Raw genomic sequence first — 22,644 nt, 5'->3', positions numbered from 1 at the left:
AGTGCGAAGCAGCCCCAATAAGCCGAATGCGTTGTACCAGATACACCGCAGCGGCTGGTTTTGGGGCTGCTTCGCAGCCCAGCGCGGGGCAAGCCCGCTCGCCACAGGGAAGATCATCAGTTTCTGAAAGTTGTGTAGATGCCTATGGCTATCGCCTGCAAGCCGGCTCCTACAGTTAGCGCAGGGCTCGGCGTAGGACCTTGCCCACGGTAGTCTTGGGCAGTTCCTCGGTGCGGAACTCGACAAACTTGGGCACCTTGTAGCCCGTCAGGTACTCCCGGCAATGAGCCAACAGTTGCTCCTGGGTCAGGTTCGGGTCGCGGCGCACTACCACAATTTTCACCTTCTCCCCGGTCACCCCATCTTCCACACCAATCGCCGCCACTTCCGCCACGCCCGGGTGCAAGGCCACCACATCCTCGATCTCATTGGGGTAAACGTTGAAGCCCGACACCAGAATCATGTCCTTCTTGCGATCCACCAGGCGGATGAAGCCCTGTGCATTCATCACCCCGATATCCCCAGTCGACAGCCAGCCCTCGGCATCCAGCACCTCGGCGGTTTCCTTGGGGCGTTGCCAGTAGCCCTGCATCACCTGCGGGCCGCGCACCTGCAGTTCGCCCTGCTCGCCAATGTCAGCCAATGCGCCGTCCTCACGGATGAAGCGCACCCAGGTCGACGGCAATGGCACGCCGATGCTGCCGGTAAATTCCATGTCGCGCATGCGTGAGATATCGATGGGGCTGATGCTCACCACCGGCGAGCATTCCGTCAGCCCGTAACCCTCGATGATCGGCAGGCCAGTGACTTCTTTCCAGCGCTTGGCCACCGCCGTGTGGGTGGCCATGCCGCCAGCGATCACCAGGCGCAGGTCGGAAAAGTCCCGCGCACGGAACTCGGCGTTCTCCAGTAAGCCGTTGAACAATGTGTTGACCCCGGCAATCCCGTTGAAGCGCTCCTTGCGCAGGATCATCTGCACGCGCTTCACGTCCCGTGGGTTGGCGATCAGGATGTTGCGCCCGCCCAGGCACATGAACATCAGGCAATTCACCGTCAGGGAAAAGATGTGATAGAGCGGCAACAGGGTGACGTTGGTTTCTTGCTGGTTCTGATCCAGTTGATCGCCGACCCATGCCTTGGCCTGCAACAGGTTGGCGATGATATTGCGGTGGCTGAGCATCACGCCCTTGGCATCGCCGGTGGTGCCGCCGGTGTATTGCAGAAATGCCAGTTCCTCGCGCGCCAGCGGCACCGGCGTGTGCGTCAGGCCCCGGCCCTGCTTGAGGGCGGTGTTGAAGCGCACCGCGCCTGGCAGGTTGAAGGCCGGCACCTGCTTTTGCACGCGACGCAGGATGAAGTTCATCGCCGCGCCCTTGAAGGTGCCGAGCAGGTCGCCGATAGCGGCAATGACCACCCGTTTGACGGTGCTGCCGGCCACGACTTTTTCCAGGGTGTGGGCGAAGTTTTCGAAGATCACCACGGTCTCGGCGCCGCTGTCCTTGAGCAGGTGCTTGAGTTCGTGGGAGGTGTACAACGGGTTGACGTTGACCACCACCGCACCGGCGAGGATGGTGCCCAGCAAGCAGATCGGGTATTGCAGGCAGTTAGGCATCATCAACGCCACGCGGTCGCCCTTGCGCACACCCTGGGCCTGCAGCCAGGCGGCAAAGGCAATGCCCTGGGCCTGCCAGGCGGCGTAGGTCATTTCGGTGCCGATGCTGACGTAGGCCACACGGTCACGGTACTTGTGCAGGTGCTCCAGGAAGACCTCGCGCAACGACGGGTAGTCCTCGATGCCGGCCTCAATGTCCGTGGGCACCCCGGGCAGGTAGGCGTTCAACCAGATACGTTCGGTTTGTTCCTGGCTCACAGCGTTCATGGCAGTCTCCTTGTTGTTGTTTTTGTACGGCTACTTTTCAACGATGGCGGTAATGCCCAGGCCGCCGGCGGCACAGATGGAAATCAGCCCGCGCCCGCCACCACGCTGGTGGATGGCCTTGGCCAGCGCCGCCAGTTGACGACCACCGGTGGCGGCGAATGGATGGCCGCAGCCCAGGGAGCCGCCGTTGACGTTCATTTTGTCGCGGTCGATGGGGCCCAGCGGCGCATCCAGTCCCAAGCGCTCACGGCAGTAATCAGGGTCTTCCCAGGCCTTGAGGGTGCACAGCACCTGGGCGGCGAAGGCTTCGTGAATCTCGAAGAAATCAAAGTCGGCAAAGCTCAGGCCCTCACGCGCCAGCATGCGGGGCACCGCATAGGCTGGCGCCATCAGCAGGCCTTCACTGCCGTCAACGAAATTCACCGCGGCGGTCTCACCGGTGCGCAGGTACGCCAACACCGGCAGGCCGCGGGCGGCGGCCCATTCCTCACTGGCCAGCAGCACCACCGAGGCGCCATCGGTCAGGGGGGTGGAGTTACCGGCCGTGAGGGTGCCGTTCTGCCGGTCGTAGGCCGGGGCCAGGCTGGCGAGCTTATCCAGGCTGGCATCGGCGCGCAGGTTGTTGTCGCGGGCCAGGCCGCGATAGGGGCTGATCAGGTCGTCGAAAAAGCCATTTTTATACGCCGCGTCGAGGCGCTGGTGACTGCTGAGGGTCAGTTCGTCCTGGGCCAGGCGCTTGATCTGCCAGCGCTTGGCCATTTCTTCGCAGTGCTCGCCCATGGACAAGCCAGTACGCGGCTCGCCATTGCGCGGCAGCAGCGGCTTGAAAAACATCGACGGGCGCACCTGCAACAGGCTGCGCAATTTGTTGCCCGTACCCTTGGCGCGGTTCGCCGCCAGCAGCGTACGGCGCAGGGATTCGTTGATGCCGATGGGCGCGTCGGAGGTGGTGTCGGCGCCCCCGGCAATCCCCACTTCAATCTGGCCGAGGGCGATTTTATTGGCCACCAGCAACGCCGCTTCCAGGCCGGTGCCGCAGGCTTGTTGCAGGTCGTAGGCCGGGGTCTCGGCAGACAGGGTGGTGGACAACAGCGACTCGCGGGCCAGGTTGAAATCCCGCGAGTGCTTGATCACCGCACCGGCGGCGAACTCGCCCAGGCGCAGGCCGTGGAGGTTGTAGCGGTCCACCAGGCCTTGCAGCGCGGCCACCAGCAAATCCTGGTTGCTGTCGTGGGCGTATACCGTGTTGGAGCGGGCAAACGGAATGCGGTTGCCGCCGACAATCGCCACCCGGCGCGTCGGGGCGGGGCTGAAGCTGTAGTCACTCATGGACGACTCTCATCAAAACGTGGGTGCCAGATAAACAGGCCGCGCATATGGGGTTTGTCGCCGGCCGGGTTGCGCACCTCGAATGCACGGTGGGGACCGTCTGCCGGGGCATTCCACAGGGCGACCTGGCCGGGCAGGAAGATCGGCAGCTTGAACTCGCAGTGGGCCTCGGCCACGTCCAGCCCGCCTGGAGGCTGTTGCGCGGCCAGGGCGCGGCCCAAGGTCCACATGCCATGGGCGATGGCCCGGCGAAAGCCGAACAGGCGCGCACCGATCAGCGAGGTGTGGATCGGGTTGAAATCCCCCGACACCTTGGCAAAACGTCGCCCCAGATCCGCCGGCAGCACCCAGCGTTGAGTGCGCCGCAAGGCTTCTTCGGGCAAGGCCAGGCTGTCGCCCCAAGGCTCGCCCACCGGATTGGCCACATCCCGGCGCAGGTACAGGCTGTCGCTTTGCCACACCAACTCGCCAGCGCTGTAGGCATGGGTGGCGATGCTCAACGCCTGGCCTTTGGCATGGGCCACCCAGCGTTCGGCAAACACCTCCAGGCGCAGGGCCTGGCCTTCCTGCAGGCGCCGATGCTGACGAATGCGATTGGCCAGATGCACCATGCCGCTGGCCGGGTACGGGAAGCTCGGGCGCGTCAGCAGCATCAAGTGCAAGGGGAACGCCAGCACATGGGGATAGGACAGCGGCACGCCCTGCTCACGCCGAAAGCCACAGGCCCGGCCATAGGCGGCCATCTCATTGGCGCACAATGGCACCGCCGAGCGCACCAGGCGCTCCTTGGGCAAGCTCGGCACGCCTTCAAGCGTAGGCTTGCGCAGCGCCAGCAGGCCGTCGAGCAGCAGGCGATTGCGCGACGGTGGCGGGTCGATAATCTGCGTCACGTAGTCCATGTTCAGGCTCCCAACAGGCTTTGGCCGCACACCCGCACCACTTGGCCGTTGACCCCGCCCGAGGCCGGGTGCGCCAGCCAGGCGATGGTTTCGGCGACGTCGATGGGTTGCCCGCCCTGGGACAGGGAGTTCATGCGCCGCCCCGCTTCGCGAATCATCAGCGGGATTTTCGCGGTCATCTGGGTCTCGATAAAACCCGGTGCCACAGCATTGACCGTGACCTGCCGCGCCGCCGCCACCGGTGCCAGGCCCTGCACCAGGCCAATCACCCCGGCCTTGGACGTGGCGTAGTTGCTTTGCCCCAGGTTGCCAGCGATCCCGGAGATCGACGACACACAGACAATCCGCCCACCGGCATTGAGCCCCTGCCCTTGCAGCAAGGCGTCACTCAAGTGCAACGGTGCCTGGAGGTTGACCGCCAGCACACTGCGCCAGGCCGCTTCGGTCATCTTGGCGATGGTCTTGTCGCGGGTGATCCCGGCGTTGTGCACCACCACATCAAATGCGCCGTGCTCGGCGACATAAGCCTGCAACTGCTGCACCGCATCGGCGGCGGTGATATCCAGCGCCCAGGCGTGGCCGTCGACACTGCTGGCCGCCTGCTCCAGGGATGACAACGCTTGCGGCACATCCACGCAGACCACCTGCGCGCCATCACGGGCCAGGACCTGGGCGATGGCCAGGCCGATGCCGCGGGAGGCGCCGGTGACCAGGGCGCGGCGGCCGCTCAAGGGTTTGTCCCAGTTGATGGCAGGCGCGGTATCCACCGCTTGTTCCAGGCGCACCACCTGCCCCGAGACATAGGCCGAACGCCGCGACAGGAAGAACCGCAGGCTGCTTTCCAGGGCCTGCTCGGCCCCCGGCGCGACATAGATCAACTGCACGGTGATCGCCCGGCGCAGTTCCTTGGCCAGGGACCGCACCAAACCCTCCAGGGCGCGCTGGGCGATCGCCTGGGGCAAGTCCTGGCAGTGTTCGGGCGCGGTGCCCAGCACCACCACCCGTGCGTGTTGCCCCAGGCGCCGGGCGTTGGCGTGGAAGAACTCGTAGAGCTCGTCCAATTGCTTAAGGTCGACCACGGCGCTGGCGTCGAACACCGCGCCCTGGACTTTGACCGTGGACGGCGCCTTGAGCGTGGCGGCCTGGGCCGGCACGGTGTCGGTGGCCTTGAAGATGCGCCGCACTTCCTCCGCCAGGCGCCCTGCCCCGGCGATGATCACCGGGTTGGCCAAGCCCTGTTGGCCGCTGCGGTGGCGTTGCAGGGGCAAGGGTTGTGGCAGGCCAATGGTCTGGGCCAGGCGACGGCCCCAGGGGGAATTAACAAAAGAGAGATAGCTGTCGCTCATAAATCGATCCGTTTTCCTGACCTGCAAACCCAATCTCCTGTGGGAGCAGGCTTGCCAGCTCCTACAGGGCGCGTGTTGGTGTTTAGTTCACCGGGGCGTTTTCACGCTTTCTGGTGCTGGGCTTGGCTGCTTGTTCCAAGGTTTGCTGGCGCTTTTGCAATGCCTCCAGCAAGCCAAAGTCCTGCGGGAAGTCGTCCACCTGGATGCCGTGGTCGGCGTACTCCACATAGCGCGCCAGCAAAGCGTCTTCATCGGCGCTGATCAGGTCCAGGGCGCGGGCCTTGATGCGCCAGGCGGTGAAGGCGGTGGTGCTGATCGGCATCGGTTCGAGGGTGCCTTGCTTGACCGCCGCCTTGAGCCGCCCTTCGATCAACTCCACCTGTGGCAACAGGCGGAACGCCAACTCGCCGTAGGCCAGCTTGTCGATTTCCGGACGTGGGATGTAGGAATTGGCCAGCAAGCGGTCGCGGCTTTCGCCGGGGGTCTGCACCAGTTCGGCCACCTGGGCCAGCAAGCGATCTGACGGCTTGCGCTGGGGAATGCCAAACGGGAAGCTCAAGCCACGAATCACTGCCGCAGCGGGCTTGGAGGGGTAATTGTCGAGCACCTCGGCCAGGGCCTCATGGGCCCGCAGCAGTGCGTCCTGGGCCGACCAATGTACCAGCGGCAGATCGGCCTGGGGCCGGCCATCATCCTCAAAGCGCTTGAGCACGCAGGACAGGATGTAGAGCTGGGACAGAATATCGCCCAGGCGCCCGGTGATGCTTTCTTTGCGCTTGAGCGCACCGCCCAGCACGCCCATGGAGATATCGGAAATCAACGCCAGCACCACCGACAGCCGATTGGCCTGGCGGTAGTAAGGCGCCAGCGCCGGGTCGGTCTTGGCCGGCACGGCAATCAGGCGCCCGCCTGTCAGGGAATGCACTGCCGCCCGTACGGTATTGGCCAGCACAAAGCTCAGGTGACCGAACATGGCGCTGTCGAACGCCAGCAACGCCTGGCGATGATCGGTGTTGCGTGCCGCTTCCATCTCACGGAACACGTAAGGATGGCAACGGATCAGGCCCTGGCCATAGATGATCAGGCAGCGGGTCATGATGTTTGCCCCTTCCACGGTGATCGCGATAGGGCTTTGCTGATAGGCACGGGCCAGGAAGTTGTTGGGCCCCATGCAGATGCCCTTGCCGGCGACGATGTCCATGCCATCGTTGACGATGATTCGCGCACGCTCGGTGACGTGGTATTTGGCAATCGCCGAAATCACCGAAGGTTTCTCGCCAGCATCCAACGACGCCACCGATACCTTGCGCACTGCATCGCAGGCATACAAGTGCCCGGCCATGCGCGCCAATGGTGCCTGCACCCCTTCGAACTTGCCGATCGGCAGGCCGAACTGCTTGCGCATCGCCGCATAGGCCGTGGTGCCGCGTACCGCCACCTTGCCCAGGCCGACGTTGGCCGATGGCAGGGAAATCGCCCGCCCGGCCGCCAGGCATTCCATCAACATGCGCCAGCCGTTGCCCACTTGCTCGCGGCCGCCGATCACCCACTCCAGGGGGATAAACACGTCCTTGCCGGTGGTCGGGCCGTTCTGGAATACCGCATTGAGGGGCCAGTGATGGCGGCCACTGTTCACCCCGGGATGGGACGTGGGGATCAAGGCGCAGGTGATACCCAGCGAGCCGGGCTGGCCCAGCAAGCCGTTGGGGTCTTCGGCGCGAAAGGCCAGGCCCAGCACCGTGGCGATGGGGCCGAGGGTGATATAGCGCTTGTCCCAGGTCACGCTGAAACCCAGCACTTCCTGGCCTTCATGCATGCCCTTGCAGACGATGCCCAGGTCTGGAATGGCCCCGGCGTCGGAGCCGGCATAGGGGCTGGTCAAGGCAAAGCACGGAATGTCTTCGCCACGGGCCAGGCGCGGCAGGTAGTAATTGCGCTGGGCATCGGTGCCGTAATGCAGCAACAGTTCGGCGGGGCCCAGGGAGTTGGGAACCATCACCGAAATCGCCGCCGCCGAGCAACGGGTCGACAGCTTCATCACCACCTGCGAATGGGCATAGTGGGAGAAGCCCTTGCCGCCATATTGCTTGGGAATAATCATGCCGAGGAAACCGGCGTCCTTGGTGTACTGCCAGCCTTCGGGCGACAGGTCCTGCCAGACCTGGGTGGTTTCCCAGTCGTTGGCCATGTCGCAGAGGGTTTCCACTTCGTTGTCGAGGAACGCCTGCTCTTCGGCGCTCAAGCGTGCCGGCGCGGCTTGCAGCAGGCGCTGCCAGTTGGGTTTGCCGCTGAACAACTCAGCATCCCACCACACGGTGCCGGACTCGATAGCGGCGCGCTCAGTGTCGGACATGGCCGGCATGATCGTGCGAAACAGACCCAGGGCCTTGCTGGTCAGCAGCGCCCGGCGCACAGGCTTGATGCTCAGCAGCAGCGCCGGCAACACCACCAACAGCGCCGCAACGCTCAGGCCAAACCCTGCGACCCCATTGAACAGATAGCCACCGGCCAACCAGACCAGGCCAGCCCCCAGCCACAAAGTGGCTGCCGCTTGTCGATACGCCAGGGCAGTCGCCGCAGCGAGTCCCGCCAGTAACCAGATAACCATGGAGATACCTCTACTTATTCAGGGCAACTTATTCAGGGCACGGCATGCAGGTCAGCAAGCCGGTATGGCCTGCGACTGATCACCACACTACAAACTTGAAAAGCTAAATTCAAATTTTGTTTTGAAATTTTTATTTAATCGGTTCGCGAAAAAATTCATGGCCAAACGCGTCAGCCGAAATGCCAGAAGGAGGAAGAACTCACAATGGGTCGCGTGGGCGACCCATTGGTGCACTCGGAGGTAAACCCCACAGAAAGATGCGCTGACTGTGGTTTTACCTCGGTACTACGCAGACACGTTAAAAGGCGTACGTGGCCGACAGGCTGACCACTTCACCCTTGGCCTCGGATTTGCCATCCAGCGAACCTGCGCCAAGCCGATCAACGTTCTTGGTCTTGAGCTTGACGGTTTCGACAAACTGGCGGGAATACGCGCCGTCGATGCTCAGGCCAGGAATGGCGCGGATGTTGTAGCCAAAGCCCAGGGAGGCGAAGGTGCGATCACCATCCGGGATGCGTGGGTCACGGGTGGAGTTGCGGGTTGGGGTCTGGTCGAAGGCCACACCGGCGCGCACGGTAAAATCATCCGTGAGCTTGTAGTCGCCACCGAAGGAATACATCCAGGTGTTCTTGTACTTGTACGGGATCGACACGATGGTGCTGCCATTGGACTTCAAGGTCAGCGCCTCGAAGGACGACCATTGGGTCCAGGTCACGCTGGCGCCCAGGGTCAGGCGGTCAGAGAAGTCGTGCACCCAGTCCAGGGACGCGTTGGCAGGAATGTCCAGTTGCGTGGAGGCCTTGGCGCCGCCGGGAAACAACTGCAGCCCAGGGTAAGCCATCTCAACCAGGGTTTTACCATCGACCATCGGAGTGGTCATCAGTGCTACCGACCCTGGATCGGCGTGCATATTGTATTTGCCCTCCAGCTTGTTCTTGATCTTGGCGTGGTAGTTCAAACCCAGGGTGTCTTGCGCCGTGGGCTTCCAGGTCATCCCCGCAAACCAACCCAGGGAGTTATTGTCAACCTTGACACGCATCAAGGCGAAACCTTGGCCGGCCGGGAACGGAATCATCCCAAAGTCCGGCGACTGCGCAGCAGCGGCATAGAGGTCGACGTTCTGACTCACAAAACCTTTGGTGTGCTGGAGAATCGCACCGCCACCGATGGAAAACTCATCATTGACCTTGAACGACAGCGAGCCGGTAAGGCCCACGGTTTCGATGCGAGTGTCCACCGCAAAGTCGCGGCCTTTCCAATCCTGGTCGTACGTGGTGCGGGCACCCATCGGCACCACCTGGCTCAGACCAAAGGCAAAACGGTCATTGATCGGGATCACCATAAAACCCGTAGGCACCCAAGCCTCGAAACCCGCCTGACCACCGTTACCGGTACGATCGTGGTAAATCGGACTGTAGTTTTCGTCAAGGGTCGTGTCGGACATCGGACGGCCAGAATAGTCGTAGGCCGATCCTTTGTATTTGATATCGATATTTGCGTAGTTGATGGTGAACTGCGAGATGGTCTTGTCAATAAAGGCCATTGCAGCAGGGTTGTTGTAGGCCGCTGAAGGGTCGTTCTTGAACATCGAACCACCACCGAATGCCCGGCCCCAACCAGCAGTGTTAGCGGTAGGAGTCATGAAGCCGCCTGCCTGGACCGAGCCTGCAGTCGCCATCAGCCCACTCAACAATGCCAGGCCGAGAAACGCTTGCGCCTGTTGTTTCTTATTATTCATGCCCCACTCCTTATTGTTTTTATCCGTCTCGACCGGTCAAACCGGTCGGACTTGCTTCAACAGGCGCCTCTAACGAGGCGCCTGCCTTTTTCTGGGTGATCAGCCCTTTTGGAGCAGTTCCTGCATCAAGGAACGATAGTGACCCCGGTAGCACCAACATTCAGCTTCACGACGGTGCAACTACCAGACAGCGGTTGATTATTCGCAGTCAATGTGATGCTTGGCGACGGTGCCGGAGTCGATGACAACAGCACGTCAATGGAGGAAGGGCCACAGTTGGTTGGCGGCGGGAAGCCCGGAGTGACGATCTTGTAGCCAACGTTGTGAGCCTTGCCAGTCGTCGCGGTGAGAGGCTCCAGCAACCAAGGCAATCCGGTGATCTGAGGCAGATCGCACAAAGAACTGGTGCCTTGAGAGATGGTGACCTTGGTGATATCCGCCTTGCCATCTGCACGGACCTTGCCTTCGAAAACAGCCTTACAGGTCACCGAGTTCTGGAACGAAGAAGGAGACTTAACCTCAATACTCCCAGTAGCCCCTGTAACGAACGTCGCTCCAACTGGACTAAAAGATGCCGCACTGGCCATCGAAGCCGCGCCAAAGCACAGAGCAAACGAACTTACACAAACGAGGGTTTTGAAACTTTTCATTATTTTTCCTCACATGTATGGCGAGTCATTTCGCCGGGGTAATGGCCATGATCGAGAGGTCACGGAGAAACAGCAGGACTTCCCTTTCCAGCCAAATTTCAATTCATTTACCGCTACAAATTCGGGTGTTTACTCGACGACTTTGAAAGTCGGCGGCATCTTGATCGACACGCTCTTGATCTTGCAGTCTTCGCCAATCGGCACATTGGCCGCCTCCAACTTGCCGGTGGCGTTATCCCAGGTGCCTTCGGCGGTGGATGGGCCGCACTTGCCGCCCAGGCCAAAGGCGTGCACGTCGACGCTGATCTTCGACATAGAGCCGCTGGTGGTGTCTTTGGCCACCAGGATCCACGGCAAGTTGATGGCTTCGACGCGGCGGCACTTGAGGCCGCCGTCGAACTCGACCTTGTCGACATTGACTTGCGAACCATCGGCCGCAACCTTGCCGGCCACTTTGATGGTGCAGTCGGCGCTGATCAGCGCGCCCTTGGAAAAGCTGATGGGGCCCTGGGCAGTGAAGGCGCTGCCGGCGGGTTCGATACGCGCTGCCTGGGCCTGGTGGTAGGCGATAAGCCCCAGTGCAGCGAGCACGATATGCGTAGTGAACTTGGCAGGTTTTTGCATGGTGTACGTCCTTCCCTTGATTTTATTTTTGTTAGGGTCAAACAACTTTCTTGCAACTAAGCAGCACTCGAAACCGGTAAACCGTGGGCGATGAAACCCTGCGCGATACACAGATCCCGAGTGCGCCCTACAACAGTTGATTCACATTAGAAGGTGCTGGTCTTGCCGTACTTCTCCAGTATTTTCAAACGTTTGGATGGCTGGATATTGGCCAGGGTGACATCCCCCGAGTAGTGCCGCAGTACCCGATGATCCATGCGCCGGCGCCACAAGTAAGGGATGTAGGCCCAGACAATCATGCTGGCGTAGCCGTAGGGCAGTTGCGGTGATTCATCAAAGTGGCGCAGCGACTGATAACTGCGGGTCGGGTTGGCGTGGTGATCGGAGTGGCGCTGCAACTGGAACAGAAAGATATTGGTGACAATACGGTTACTGTTCCAGGAGTGGCGCGGCGAACACCGCTCATAACGACCATTGGGCAACTTCTGGCGTTTAAGGCCGTAGTGCTCGACATAGTTCACTACTTCCAGCAACGAGAAGCCGTAGATGCCTTGGATCACCAAAAAGGGAATCACGGCCACACCCAGCCAGGCGATCATTGCGCCCCACAACACCACGCTGTACATCCAGGCGCTGAGCACGCCGTTCTTCCAGTGCCAGGCCGGCAGGCCGAGCTTGCGCAGGCGTTCGCGTTCCAGGTTCCAGGCCGAACGCGCGCTGAACCACACCGAGCGCGGCAGGAACGCCCAGAAGCTCTCCCCCAGCCGGGAGCTGGCCGGGTCTTCCGGGGTGGCGACGCGTACGTGATGGCCACGGTTGTGTTCGGTATAGAAGTGCCCGTAGAAGGTTGGCGCCAGGGTGATCTTGGCCAGCACGATCTCCAGCAGGCGCGGCTTGTGCCCCAGTTCATGGGCAGTGTTGATCGCGATGCCGGTGGCGGCGCCGGTGGACATGGCCATGCCCAGGTAGGTGAACCAACTGACGTCACCGTGCAGTTGCACCCGGGCAGTCAGGAAGCTGGCGGTTTGCGCCATCCAGCTCGATGGGTCCATGGACGCCGTGAGTTGCAGCAGCCCACCGTTGATCATCCAGTCGATGCCGCTGACGGCCAGCCAACCGGTAATCACCAGGGAGGAGATAACAAGCAACACGCCGGTGTAGACGATCCAGCGGTAGTACTTCTGCGATTCAAGGCCGCTGACGGCAGATTCCGGCGGGTTGCTGACGTCTTCGCCGAGCAGGCCGTCAATCAGCGGAATCAGGCCGAAAATCACCAGCACACCCACCCACCACAGTTCTTGTACACCGGTGGTGATGGCCAGCGCGCCGGACAATAGCGGGGTTGCCAAAGGCATGATGCCGAGCCACCACAGGTGGCGCTTACCGTCGGTCCAGACGTGCGGGGCTGCCAGGGTCTGATTCATGGCAGCCTCCGGGCGCACTGCGCGGCAGGGAGGGAGAGCGAAGCAAAAGAGGCAGACAACAGATTCAGGCGGCACTGAAAGCCACTTGAAATCAACCATGCGATAAAAGGCGTTTTTTTCATTATTTTATTCGCTCTTAGGCATTTCAAAAATCATTTCAAAATAAATATTGAAATATTTTTTTAAATAAATAGCGCGGAACCGTTAGGTCGTCAACTACTTTTTCGAAGCCTTTTCTACGTGACCGGGCAGTCTCTTTTTCATCCATTCGGTCAGGTGTCTAGGGCAAGCGTTACCGACTCTCGACCACGCCGTGGGGTGCACGATTATTTGCTCGCCAGTGCAAATGGCGGGTGCAGGACGGTGGCGCTTTCTACCGGCTTGCTGCGCTTGGCCACCTGCTCCACCAGGGCTGCCACGCGCTCGGTGGCGGTGATTGGCAGCATGTGGCCGCGGCCTTCGATCACCTGCATTTTGAGCCCCGGCACCTTGTCTGCCAGGGCCTGGCCGTGTTTGCGAAAGTCCAGCACCTTGTCCCGCGAACCATAGATCAGGCCGATGGGCAGGCGCAGTTGGGGGTAGCGCTTGACCATATCTGGCAGGTAATCATTGACCAGGCCGATTTCGGTGGAGGCGGCATAGAAGTTGTCAGGGCGCATCCCCAGCATCCCGCCGCCACGGGTGGCGAAGTCGGCCGGTGCCGGGTCGGGGGCGAACACTGCCTTGACCACTGCGCCGCTGGTGAGCATGCCGATGGGCACCGTCAGCGTGCGCGACACCCAGCGCCGCAGCCAGGCCGGGCGCACGGCCAGAGAGAGAAACACCAGGGGGATCATGCGTTGGGGGTGGGTCAATGGCGCCACCAGCACCAGCCCGGACACCGCATGGGGATGATCCAAGGCCAATGCCAGGGAAATCGCCCCGCCCAATGAATGCCCCAGCACCAGGGGCTGGCCCAGGTCCAGGGTCTGGATAAAGGTCGCCACTTGCCGGGCCTGGCTTTGCAGGTCGGCACCGGTGCCTTTATGCCGGGTGGAATAGCCTGAGCCGGAGCGGTCCAGGGTGATCACCCGAAAGTGCTCGCGCAATTGGGCAGACAAGGCATAAGTCAGGTTGCGACTGCTGCCCATCAGGCCGTGGATCATCACCAGCGGCGGCCCCTTGCCCTCCTCTACATAATGAAAGCGCTCGCCATCGACCTCCAGAAAGCGCCCGTTACTTGGAACAGCCACTTCGATACGGCGCGTCATCCAGGCACTCAAGCCCCACAACGCCGCACTCGCAGCTATAAACACACCCGCAGCGACAACCCATTCGACAGCCATAGCTCGGTCCTCGGCTTCCCTGCTGCTGGCGATCCGACCGGTATTGGTCAAGACCTCAGCCATCGTCCACACCCTGGACTTCAACTGCGTGCGCAAAGGCTCGTCCGTCGGACAAATCGCACATAAAGGACAAGGTTCTAGCGTAGGCGATATTTTCAGGTAGATTATTTAAAATCTTTTTTAAAATAATAAATTCAATTTTTCTTTGCAATGGTGTTCTATCTAAAAGCCAAAAACAAAAAAGGAGCACATCCGATGTCAAAACCCGTAAGGCGCCCACAGCCCACGAGGGACACCCTATGAATGCCTCTACCCAGCCGGGCGGCGCGGCAGATTGTGTGGATATCGCGATCATTGGCTCAGGCTTTGCCGGCCTGTGCATGGCGATCAAACTCAAGCAAGCCGGGCTCGACGACTTCTTCATTGCCGAACAGGCCGATTCCCTGGGCGGCACCTGGCGCGACAACCACTACCCGGGCTGCGCCTGCGATGTGCAATCCCATGTCTACTCGTTTTCGTTTGCGCCCAACCCCGACTGGACCCGCCAGTTCGCCCCCCAGGCGGAAATCCGCGCCTACCTGGAACACTGTGCACAGCGCTTCGAGCTGGCGCCGTACCTGCGTTTTGGCATGGGTCTTACACGGGCGGTGTTCGATGAACAACTGCAACGCTGGCAATTGCAGTTCAGCAATGGCCGCCACGTCAGTGCGCGGGTGCTGGTGTCGGGGATGGGCGGCCTGTCGCGCCCGGCGCTGCCGGATATCGCGGGGCTGGACAGCTTCAAGGGCAAGCGCTTTCACTCCCAGCAGTGGGACCACGACTATTCGTTGAAGGGCAAGCGCGTGGCCGTTATTGGCACCGGCGCCAGCGCCATCCAGTTCGTGCCGCAGATCGCCCCGCAGGTGGCGCACCTGGACCTGTTCCAGCGCACCCCGCCGTGGATCATGCCCAAGCCGGACCGGCCCATTTCACGGGTCGAACGCTGGGCTTTCAAACACTTGCCGTTTACCCAACGCCTGGTGCGCGGGGCCTTTTACTGGGCCTTGGAAGGTCGGGTGGTTGGGTTTGCGCTGCACCCAAGGCTGATGAAAATGGTGCAGAAAATCGCCCTGCGCCATCTGCACAAACAAGTGGCGCGCCCTTCCCTGCGCAAGATCCTGCGGCCGGACTACACCATTGGCTGCAAGCGCGTGCTGATTTCCAACGACTACTACCCGGCGCTGTCGCGCAGCAATGTCGCGGTGGTCACCGACAACGTGCTGCGGATCGAAGCCGACGGCGTCATCACCGCCGATGGCATCAAGCACCCGGCTGACTGCCTGATCTTCGGCACCGGGTTCCAGGCCAGCGATCCCCTGCCCCGCGACTGCATCATCGGGCGCGAGGGTATCGACCTGATGGACACCTGGCGCGATGGCGCCCATGCGTACAAGGGCACCACCGTGCCGGGTTATCCGAACCTGTTCCTGATCGTCGGGCCCAACACCGGGCTGGGCCACAACTCGATGATTCTGATGATCGAGGCGCAAGTCACCTACATCCTCGATGCCCTGCAACAGATGCGCCGCCAGCAAATTGCCACGGTGGACGTCAAGCCGGCGGTGGAACGCGCCTACAACCTGAAAATCCAGGAAAAGCTCCAGGGCACCATCTGGAACACCGGTGGCTGCCGCAGTTGGTACCTCGACCCGCGCACCGGCAAAAACACCACGCTGTGGCCCGGTTCGACCTGGCGCTTCAAGCAGGTCACCCGCCAGTTCGCCCTGGGCGACTATCAAGTCACGCCACTGGTGACTGGCACTGCGCAGCGCCCCCTCGCGCAACCCCATGCCACCGCAGAAGGAAGCCTGTCATGAAGTCATTCAATGGTCGCGTGGCGGCCATCACCGGTGCCGCGTCCGGCATGGGCCGCGCCTTGGCCCTGGCCCTGGCGCGCGAGGGGTGCCACTTGGCCCTGGCAGACAAAAACCAGGCCGGCCTGCAGCAAACCGTGGAGCTGATCCAGCGCAGCAGCCTGGCGCCGATCCGCGTGACCGCGCGGGAGGTGGATGTTGCCGACCGCCAGGCCATGGAGGATTGGGCCGCCAGTTGTGCGGCCGAGCATGGCCAGGTCAATTTGATTTTCAACAATGCCGGGGTGGCCCTGTCGAGTACGGTGGAAGGTGTGGACTACGCCGACCTTGAGTGGATCGTCGGCATCAACTTCTGGGGTGTGGTCTACGGCACCAAGGCGTTCCTGCCGTACCTCAAGGCCAGCGGCGACGGGCATGTGGTCAACACGTCCAGCGTCTTCGGCCTGTTCGCCCAGCCTGGCATGAGCGGCTACAACGCCACCAAGTTCGCGGTGCGCGGCTTCACCGAATCGTTGCGCCAGGAGCTGGATCTGCAACGCAGCGGCGTCTCGGCCACCTGTGTGCATCCTGGCGGGATCCGTACCGATATCTGCCGCAGCAGCCGGATCGACGCGAACATGACCGGGTTCTTGATCCATAGCGAACAACAGGCCCGCGCCGACTTCGAGAAGCTGTTTATCACCGACGCCGACCAGGCCGCCAAGGTGATCCTGCAAGGCGTGCGCAAAAACAAGCGCCGCGTGCTGATCGGCCGCGACGCCTACGCCCTGGACTTGCTTGCACGCTGGTTGCCGGCGGCTTATCAGGCGTTGGTGGTGTTCGCCAGCCGGCGCATGGCACCGAAAAAGCGCAAGGCACCGCTGCCCAACCCCATCACAGAACAGGAGTCGCCATAATGTTGCCCATTCGCCGCGACCTGCATTTTGCCCTGCCCGCCGAACGCATCAAGGATTGGCACGAGCAAGGCCCTTTCATCACGCATTTCTTCAATGCCCTGTCGCTGCTGTTTCCCCAGGGCGAGCTGTTCTTCATGGACAGCGTGCGCCACTATCGCCAGCGCATCGACGACCCGGCGTTAAAGAAGGAAATACAGGGGTTTATCGGCCAGGAAGCCATGCACAGCCGTGAGCACGTGGCCTACAACGAGCTGCTGCAAGCCGCGGGGCTGCCCGCCCACCTGCTTGACCGGCGGTTGAAATTCATCCTCGACCTGCAAAAGAAGCACTTGCCGCCGTCCTTCAACCTGGCAGTGACCATCGCCCTGGAGCATTACACGGCGATGCTCGCGGAAATCCTCCTCAGCGACCCCACGCGCTTTGGGGATTCGCTCAAGGGCTACCAGCAGATGTGGTATTGGCACGCCCTTGAGGAAACGGAACACAAGGCCGTGGCCTTTGATGTGTGGAACCGCGTGATCAAGCCGGGGCCCAAGCGTTACCTGCTGCGCACCGGGACCATGCTGTTCACCACGGTGTTTTTCTGGTTGGTGGTGTTTGATTTCCACCTGCGCCTACTGATCGCCGACCGCCGCGCGGGTGGCCATCTGAAAGGGTTCTGGCGGATGTTGAAATTTCTCTACGGCGCCAGGGGCGTATTCCCGCGCATGGCGCGGCCTTGGCTGCATTACTTCAAGCCGGGGTTTCATCCCTGGGATCACGACAACCGCGCGCGGTTGGAAGGGATCGATAAGCTGGTCGAAGAGATAGAGCGCACTAACAGCGCCTATACCTGACCTGTGGTGAAGGGGCTTTTGTGGCGAGGGGGCACCCCCGCTGGGTGCGCAGCAGCCCCAAATCCTGCCACCTCGGGGTGTCTGGTGGAGCATGGTGAGGGGGTTGGGGTGGCTTTGCCACCCAGCGCGGGGCAAGCCCGCTCGCCACATAAAGACGGTGGTCCACAGTAAGTCCGGGGGTGCGGCAAGTTTCTTGTGGCTAGGGGGCTCGTCCCCCGCTGGGCTGCGCAGCAGCCCTGAACCCAGGCGCTGCGGTCTGCCTGATAAAAAGCGGCGGTCTTATTGGGGCTGCTGCGCAGCCCAGCGGGGGACAAGCCCCCTCGCCACAGAAGGCACCAAACAAGCCTCTTCGGTCAGCAGGCGTGCGGTCAGACCGTACGAGAAAACTGCCCCTTCTGCTGCCCGCCCAAGTACGCATCAAACGCCATCGCTACGCTGCGCACCATCAATTGCCCCTGGGGTAGCAACTGCACGCCGTCATCCTGGATATGCAGCAAGCCATCCGCCACTTGCTCATCCAACCGCGACAACGCCTGGGCGAAGTATTCGGTAAAGCGGATCGCGTGGCCGGCCTCGACCCCGGCAAAGTCAATGCGCCCATGGCACATCAGGCCGTTGATCACGTCGCGGCGCAGCACGTCATCGGCGTTCAGGCGGTAGCCGCGCTGCACCGGCAACAACCCGGCGTCGATACGTGCGTAGTACTGGGACAACTCCTTGACGCTCTGGCTGTAGCTGTCACCCACCTTGCCGATGGCCGAGACGCCCAGCCCGATCAGGTCGCAATCGGCATGGGTCGAATAGCCCTGGAAATTGCGCTGCAAGGTGCCATTGGCCCGGGCCAGGGCCAGTTCATCGTCGGGCAAGGCAAAGTGATCCATGCCGATATACACATACCCCGCCTCGGTCAGCCGGCGGATGGTCAATTCCAACAGCTCCAGCTTGCGCTCGGGGGGGGGCATGTCTTCGGGGCGGATCATGCGCTGGGCGCGGATTTGTGTCGGCAGGTGCGCATAGCTGTACGCCGCCACGCGGTCCGGACGCAGGGCAATCAGCTTGCCCAGGGTCACGTCGAAACTGGCCACGGTCTGCAACGGCAGGCCGTAGATCAGATCCACACTGATCGACTTGAACTGCGCCTCCCGCGCTGCCGAGACCAGTTGCACGATCTGCTCTTCGCTCTGCACGCGATTGACCGCTGCCTGCACATCGGCATCAAAGTCCTGCACGCCAAAACTCAGGCGATTGAAGCCCAGCCCGCGCAGGTTGTGAATCCGCTCGACGCTGATGGTGCGCGGGTCCACCTCAATGGAAAACTCATGGCGGTCACTGGTATCGAGGCTGAAGCCCTGGGCCAGGCAGTCCATCAAGTCGGCCAGTTGCCCATCATCGAGATAGGTCGGCGTACCGCCCCCCAAATGCAACTGAGTCAGCGGCCGCGCGCGGTCGAACAGCGCCGCCTGCATCTGGATTTCGCGCTTGAGGTAGCTCAGGTATTCCACGGCGCGGTGGGTCTTGCGCGTGATGATCTTGTGGCAGCCGCAGTAGTAGCAAAGGCTCTGGCAAAACGGGATGTGGATGTACACCGACAACGCCTTTGGCGTCAGCGCGTGGTTGCTGGCCGCGACCGCCTGCTGGTAATCGTCCAGGGCGAAGGCTGCGTGAAACTGCGGCGCCGTCGGGTACGAGGTGTAGCGTGGCCCCGGGCGGTCGTATTTCTGCACTAGGGCCCGGTTGAACTCAAACGCTTTCATGGTCGATGGTCTCATCGTTGGAGCAAGGGGGGACGGCGCTGCCTGCCCGGTCAAACAGCGCACAGAGGGCTTCGACCCGGTGCCGGCCTGCTGGCAGTACACAGAGGAAACGCTCGGACAGATCGATCAGGCCGTCTTGGTGCAAATGCTCCAGCAGCGGCCAGATCGCCGAGAAATAGCGGGAAAAAATCACCCCATAGCGGCGCTCCAGGGCCAGGATATCCAACTCCAGGTCACAGGCCAGGCGCTCCATGACGTGCTGGCGGATCTGGTCGCCGGCCTCGCAGCGCCAACCGCGGGCGGTGGGCAACAGGTCGCTGCCCAACTGCTGGCAATAGAGCGCCAGGTCGTCGGTGTTTTGCGCATACAGGGTGTCGAGCTGGCTGATGGCGCCCAGGCCAAAACCGATATGGTCGCAGTAGCCGTGACGGGTAAAACCCTGGCAATTGCGGCTCAGGTGCCCGCGCTCCTGGGCCAGCGCCAGGTCGTCGTCGGGGCGCACGAACTGGCCCAGGCCGATGTAGTGATAACCGGCATCTTCCAGGCGCTGGAAAGCGATGCGGCGCATGCCACATTTGTCGGCATTCGACGACAGCGCACGCCGTGGCTGCTGCTGGTAGCGCCGTGGGGCCCGGGCATAATCGAAGACTTGCAGGCGGTCCGGCTCAAGGGCGATCAGGCTGGCCAGCTTGGTTTCAAAGCTCTCGCAGGTCTGCCAGGCGTGGCCATAGCCCAGGTCCACATTCACCGAACGAAAGCCGAAGGTACGCGCTGCGTCGATCAGCGACTGGATCGGCGCCGGGTCTTGATATCCGGCCACTGACGGCGTGGCCTCGGCACTGGCATCCGGCACGCCGATATTAATGTGGTTGAACCCCAGGTCGCGCAACAGGCCCATGGTTGCCCAGTCTGTGTGCAGCGGGTCGAGGTCGAGGCTGTAGTCGCCCTGGTCGTGATCAAGAAAGTGCAGGCGACTGCGCAGGTGCGCCATCACGCGTTGCAGGTCGGCAATGGCCGGGGTGGCGCCGCCCAGATGGAATTGGTCCACCGGTTGCCGACCGCCCACGTGGCAACCGACCAGGTGAATCTCCTGTTCCAGCGCGCCGAGGTAGGCATCCGCCACCAGGCCTGCCGGCCACTGCAGGTTCAGCGCCAGGGGCCGTTGCCGCTGGCGGCTGCTGCGCAAGGCGCGCAGTAAATCAAGGGAGCCGATGCCCGTATGAAATTTACCGATGTCGACCTGGCCCTGGTCCAGCACGCTTTGGTCACGGCGCAGGCGCCACTCGCGGGCGGGATGAATGACAGTGAGCATGACGGCCTCCGGGTCTGGCTACGGTGGGTCATTGTGCGGTGCGACCGGACAGCGCACCTTGATATGCATCAAGCGCCGACGTTTACCAGGTGATGTAGAACATGCTCTTGGCCAACAACACAATGGCGACCATATGGCAAAACAGGCTCAGATGGACGAAGCGCAGATAAGCCGCGCTGACCCGCCCACGGCGCATCAACCACACGGTCAGCAAAAAATGCATCAGCACGCTGGCGGCAAGGATCAGCTTGAGGGTCAGCAACGCGCCGAATGCCGAACTCGACGGCGTCGCCAGCACCGGCAGATAGCGCAACCAGACCATGCCGATGCCGGCGCCAAACAGCACCAGTAGCACCCACGGCATCAAGGCCCTGGCACGGCGGCCGATGCCCTGCTCCACTAGCAGCATGACGCGGGCCGGCAGTTGCTTGTGCACACTGGCGAGGATCAACACTTCAAAGAACACCGTGCCGATGAATATCAGCGCGGCGAATAGATGGGCCAGCAGGAATAGGAGATAGAGCATCAGAACCTCACGGTGCTTGTACCGTGACTGTGCCCACCGTGGGCGCGCGCTGCCTTGATGCGGGTCAAGGGCCCTGATAATCGTTGAAACATTTGCCCAAAGCCTTGTGCGGCGGGCCTTGGGCCGTGTCTGCGACAGTGTGCCACAGACTCAATCAACGCCCTGGCTGATAAGGTGGCGACCGCCCCTGTGGCAGAACGTCGCAGATTATCCAGCGCGATCAAGGTCGGTAGACTACCCAGCCTTCCTGTTCACCGCTTTTCAAAGCCTGACTGACCTGTTATGCGCAGCCGTCAGGCGCTTCACGGGACGCCCATTTCATGAGTACGCTATTCACCCGCCGCAAGGTCCTCACCGGTATGGGCCTGCTGGGCCTGGGTCTGCTGAGCGGCTGCGACACCGGCCCCAAGCTGAACTTCAAGTACGGCAAGGACTTGAGCGACAAGATCATGGGCCGCACGTTCAAGCTCAAGAACACGGCCGGTGAAACCGTCACCCTGAGTTCGTTCCGCGGCTTGATGCCGGTGGTGTTCTTCGGTTTCACCCAATGCCCAGCGGTGTGCCCCACGACCCTGGCACGCATGGCCCAGGCCAAGAAGCTGATGGGGCGCGATGGCGAAATCATGCAGGTGATCTTTATCACCCTGGACCCGGAGCGCGACACACCTCAGGTGCTCGACGCCTACGTCAAGGCCTTCGACCCCAGCTTCGAAGCGCTCTATGGCACCCCGGAAGAAGTCGCCGTGGCCGCCAAGGAATTCGGGATTTTTTATGAAAAAATCCCCGCCGGTGATACCTACACCCTGTCCCACACCGCCACCAGTTTTGTGTTCGACACCCGCGGTAACCTGCGCCTGGGCCTGTCGGCATCCCTTAACGCCAAAGAGTGCGCAGAAGACCTGCTCACCGTCATGGAGGTCTGCTAATGACTGCTGTCCATACCCTCAAGCGCATTGCCCTCGGTCTTTCCCTGCTGGGCCTCGCTGCCCACGCCAGCGCCGAGGTCCAAGTCAGCGACGCCTGGTCCCGCGCCACCGTGGCCGGGCAGCATTCGAGCGGTGCGTTCATGACCCTCACCGCCGACAGCGACAGCAAGCTGCTCAGCGTCAAGTCGCCGGTGGCCAAGGATGTGCAGATTCATGAGATGAGCATGAAGGACGACGTCATGCGCATGGGCCCGGTGGACTCCGTGGCACTGCCCGCCGGCCAGGCGGTGAAGCTCGATCCCGAGGGTTATCACGTGATGCTGATGGGCCTGACGGGGCAGATCAAGGAAGGCGACCAGGTGCCGCTGACCCTGACCGTGGAAGATGCCAAGGGCCAGAAGCAGGACATCCAGATCCAGGCCCCGGCCCGCAGCCTGGGCAGTGCTGACGGCCATCACATGAACCATTGATCCTGCTCCCACAGGGGGATATCAGCGAAGCTGGGAATTGTGGCCATACCACCTATCAACTGTGGGAGCTGGCTTGCCTGCGATAGCCATAGGTATTTACACAACTTTGCCGCAACGCCTAAATCCAGGCAGATAGCGCAGTTGTGGCGAGCGGGCTTGCCCCGCGCTGGGCTGCGAAGCAGCCCCAATAAGCCGAATGCGTTGTACCAGATACACCGCAGCGGCTGGTTTTGGGGCTGCTTCGCAGCC

19 protein-coding genes are annotated in these 22,644 nt (G+C 61.8%); 5 read left to right on the top strand and 14 right to left on the bottom strand.

All coding sequences use genetic code 11. The features are described from left to right. Positions 1-175: 175 nt before the first annotated feature. The 10 genes from FIV38_RS28750 to FIV38_RS28705 form a co-directional block, all read right to left on the bottom strand. A complete protein-coding gene (locus tag FIV38_RS28750) occupies positions 176-1,879 on the bottom strand; it encodes an AMP-binding protein (RefSeq protein ID WP_092235733.1) in 1,704 nt (567 codons plus the stop codon). A gap of 30 nt (positions 1,880-1,909) precedes the next feature. Beyond that, entirely contained in the window at positions 1,910-3,208 is a 1,299-nt protein-coding gene (locus FIV38_RS28745) for an acetyl-CoA C-acetyltransferase (RefSeq protein ID WP_092235731.1), read from the bottom strand. Next, complete coding sequence (locus FIV38_RS28740) at positions 3,205-4,107, bottom strand: MaoC/PaaZ C-terminal domain-containing protein (RefSeq protein WP_029292860.1); 903 nt, start codon at positions 4,105-4,107, stop codon at positions 3,205-3,207. The genes FIV38_RS28745 and FIV38_RS28740 overlap by 4 nt, the downstream gene beginning before the upstream one ends. 2 nt (positions 4,108-4,109) lie before the next feature. Then, the gene (locus FIV38_RS28735) at positions 4,110-5,453 is read right to left on the bottom strand and encodes a 3-oxoacyl-ACP reductase (protein ID WP_070995965.1); all 1,344 of its coding nucleotides are present in this window, start codon (positions 5,451-5,453) and stop codon (positions 4,110-4,112) included. An 82-nt stretch (positions 5,454-5,535) separates the two neighbouring features. Beyond that, positions 5,536-8,061, bottom strand: a complete 2,526-nt coding sequence (locus FIV38_RS28730) for an acyl-CoA dehydrogenase (RefSeq protein WP_092235729.1) — start codon at positions 8,059-8,061, stop codon at positions 5,536-5,538. A 298-nt stretch (positions 8,062-8,359) separates the two neighbouring features. Next, positions 8,360-9,799, bottom strand: a complete 1,440-nt coding sequence (locus tag FIV38_RS28725; RefSeq protein WP_092235726.1) for an outer membrane protein transport protein — start codon at positions 9,797-9,799, stop codon at positions 8,360-8,362. A 125-nt stretch (positions 9,800-9,924) separates the two neighbouring features. Then, positions 9,925-10,449, bottom strand: coding sequence for an alkane oxidation protein activator PraB (praB, locus tag FIV38_RS28720; protein ID WP_092235723.1), 525 nt, complete (start codon positions 10,447-10,449; stop codon positions 9,925-9,927). Positions 10,450-10,578: 129 nt separating this feature from the next. Continuing rightward, complete coding sequence (gene praA / locus FIV38_RS28715) at positions 10,579-11,073, bottom strand: alkane oxidation protein activator PraA (protein ID WP_092235720.1); 495 nt, start codon at positions 11,071-11,073, stop codon at positions 10,579-10,581. A 146-nt stretch (positions 11,074-11,219) separates the two neighbouring features. Continuing rightward, complete coding sequence (locus tag FIV38_RS28710; RefSeq protein WP_070995962.1) at positions 11,220-12,497, bottom strand: alkane 1-monooxygenase; 1,278 nt, start codon at positions 12,495-12,497, stop codon at positions 11,220-11,222. A 326-nt stretch (positions 12,498-12,823) separates the two neighbouring features. Continuing rightward, a complete protein-coding gene (locus FIV38_RS28705; protein WP_235861069.1) occupies positions 12,824-13,822 on the bottom strand; it encodes an alpha/beta fold hydrolase in 999 nt (332 codons plus the stop codon). A gap of 299 nt (positions 13,823-14,121) precedes the next feature. Between FIV38_RS28705 and FIV38_RS28700 the strand changes: the two genes are divergently transcribed. Genes FIV38_RS28700 through FIV38_RS28690 form a run of 3 tightly spaced genes read left to right on the top strand, consistent with a single transcriptional unit; the run spans position 14,122 to position 17,407 of the window. Continuing rightward, positions 14,122-15,678 carry a flavin-containing monooxygenase gene (locus FIV38_RS28700; protein ID WP_092235714.1) on the top strand — a complete coding sequence of 519 codons (1,557 nt, stop codon included), beginning with the start codon at positions 14,122-14,124 and terminating at the stop codon, positions 15,676-15,678. Continuing rightward, the gene (locus FIV38_RS28695) at positions 15,675-16,571 is read left to right on the top strand and encodes an SDR family NAD(P)-dependent oxidoreductase (protein ID WP_070995959.1); all 897 of its coding nucleotides are present in this window, start codon (positions 15,675-15,677) and stop codon (positions 16,569-16,571) included. The genes FIV38_RS28700 and FIV38_RS28695 overlap by 4 nt, the downstream gene beginning before the upstream one ends. Further along, a complete protein-coding gene (locus FIV38_RS28690) occupies positions 16,571-17,407 on the top strand; it encodes a metal-dependent hydrolase (RefSeq protein ID WP_029292881.1) in 837 nt (278 codons plus the stop codon). The genes FIV38_RS28695 and FIV38_RS28690 overlap by 1 nt, the downstream gene beginning before the upstream one ends. Positions 17,408-17,775: 368 nt before the next feature. On the opposite strand, the gene hemN is transcribed toward FIV38_RS28690, so the two are convergent. The 3 genes from hemN to FIV38_RS28675 form a co-directional block, all read right to left on the bottom strand. Then, complete coding sequence (gene hemN / locus FIV38_RS28685; protein WP_032866570.1) at positions 17,776-19,161, bottom strand: oxygen-independent coproporphyrinogen III oxidase; 1,386 nt, start codon at positions 19,159-19,161, stop codon at positions 17,776-17,778. Then, entirely contained in the window at positions 19,148-20,473 is a 1,326-nt protein-coding gene (locus tag FIV38_RS28680) for an oxygen-independent coproporphyrinogen III oxidase (protein ID WP_139273572.1), read from the bottom strand. The genes hemN and FIV38_RS28680 overlap by 14 nt, the downstream gene beginning before the upstream one ends. Positions 20,474-20,555: 82 nt before the next feature. Beyond that, on the bottom strand, positions 20,556-20,999 hold the full coding sequence (locus tag FIV38_RS28675; RefSeq protein WP_029292887.1) for a CopD family copper resistance protein: 444 nt from the start codon (positions 20,997-20,999) through the stop codon (positions 20,556-20,558). A 320-nt stretch (positions 21,000-21,319) separates the two neighbouring features. On the opposite strand from FIV38_RS28675, the gene FIV38_RS28670 reads away from it, so the two are divergent. Beyond that, positions 21,320-21,925, top strand: a complete 606-nt coding sequence (locus FIV38_RS28670; protein WP_029292889.1) for an SCO family protein — start codon at positions 21,320-21,322, stop codon at positions 21,923-21,925. Continuing rightward, the gene (locus FIV38_RS28665) at positions 21,925-22,395 is read left to right on the top strand and encodes a copper chaperone PCu(A)C (protein WP_029292891.1); all 471 of its coding nucleotides are present in this window, start codon (positions 21,925-21,927) and stop codon (positions 22,393-22,395) included. The genes FIV38_RS28670 and FIV38_RS28665 overlap by 1 nt, the downstream gene beginning before the upstream one ends. On the opposite strand, the gene FIV38_RS30155 is transcribed toward FIV38_RS28665, so the two are convergent. Further along, positions 22,380-22,644 (bottom strand): hypothetical protein (locus tag FIV38_RS30155; protein WP_211368514.1); only part of this gene is annotated, 265 nt, incomplete at its 5' end. The two genes, FIV38_RS28665 and FIV38_RS30155, sit on opposite strands and share 16 nt — an antisense overlap.

Origin of the sequence: Pseudomonas proteolytica (genome assembly GCF_007858275.1) — a bacterium.
Lineage (GTDB): Bacteria > Pseudomonadota > Gammaproteobacteria > Pseudomonadales > Pseudomonadaceae > Aquipseudomonas > Aquipseudomonas proteolytica.
This window is presented reverse-complemented; position numbering and strand designations above follow the sequence as displayed.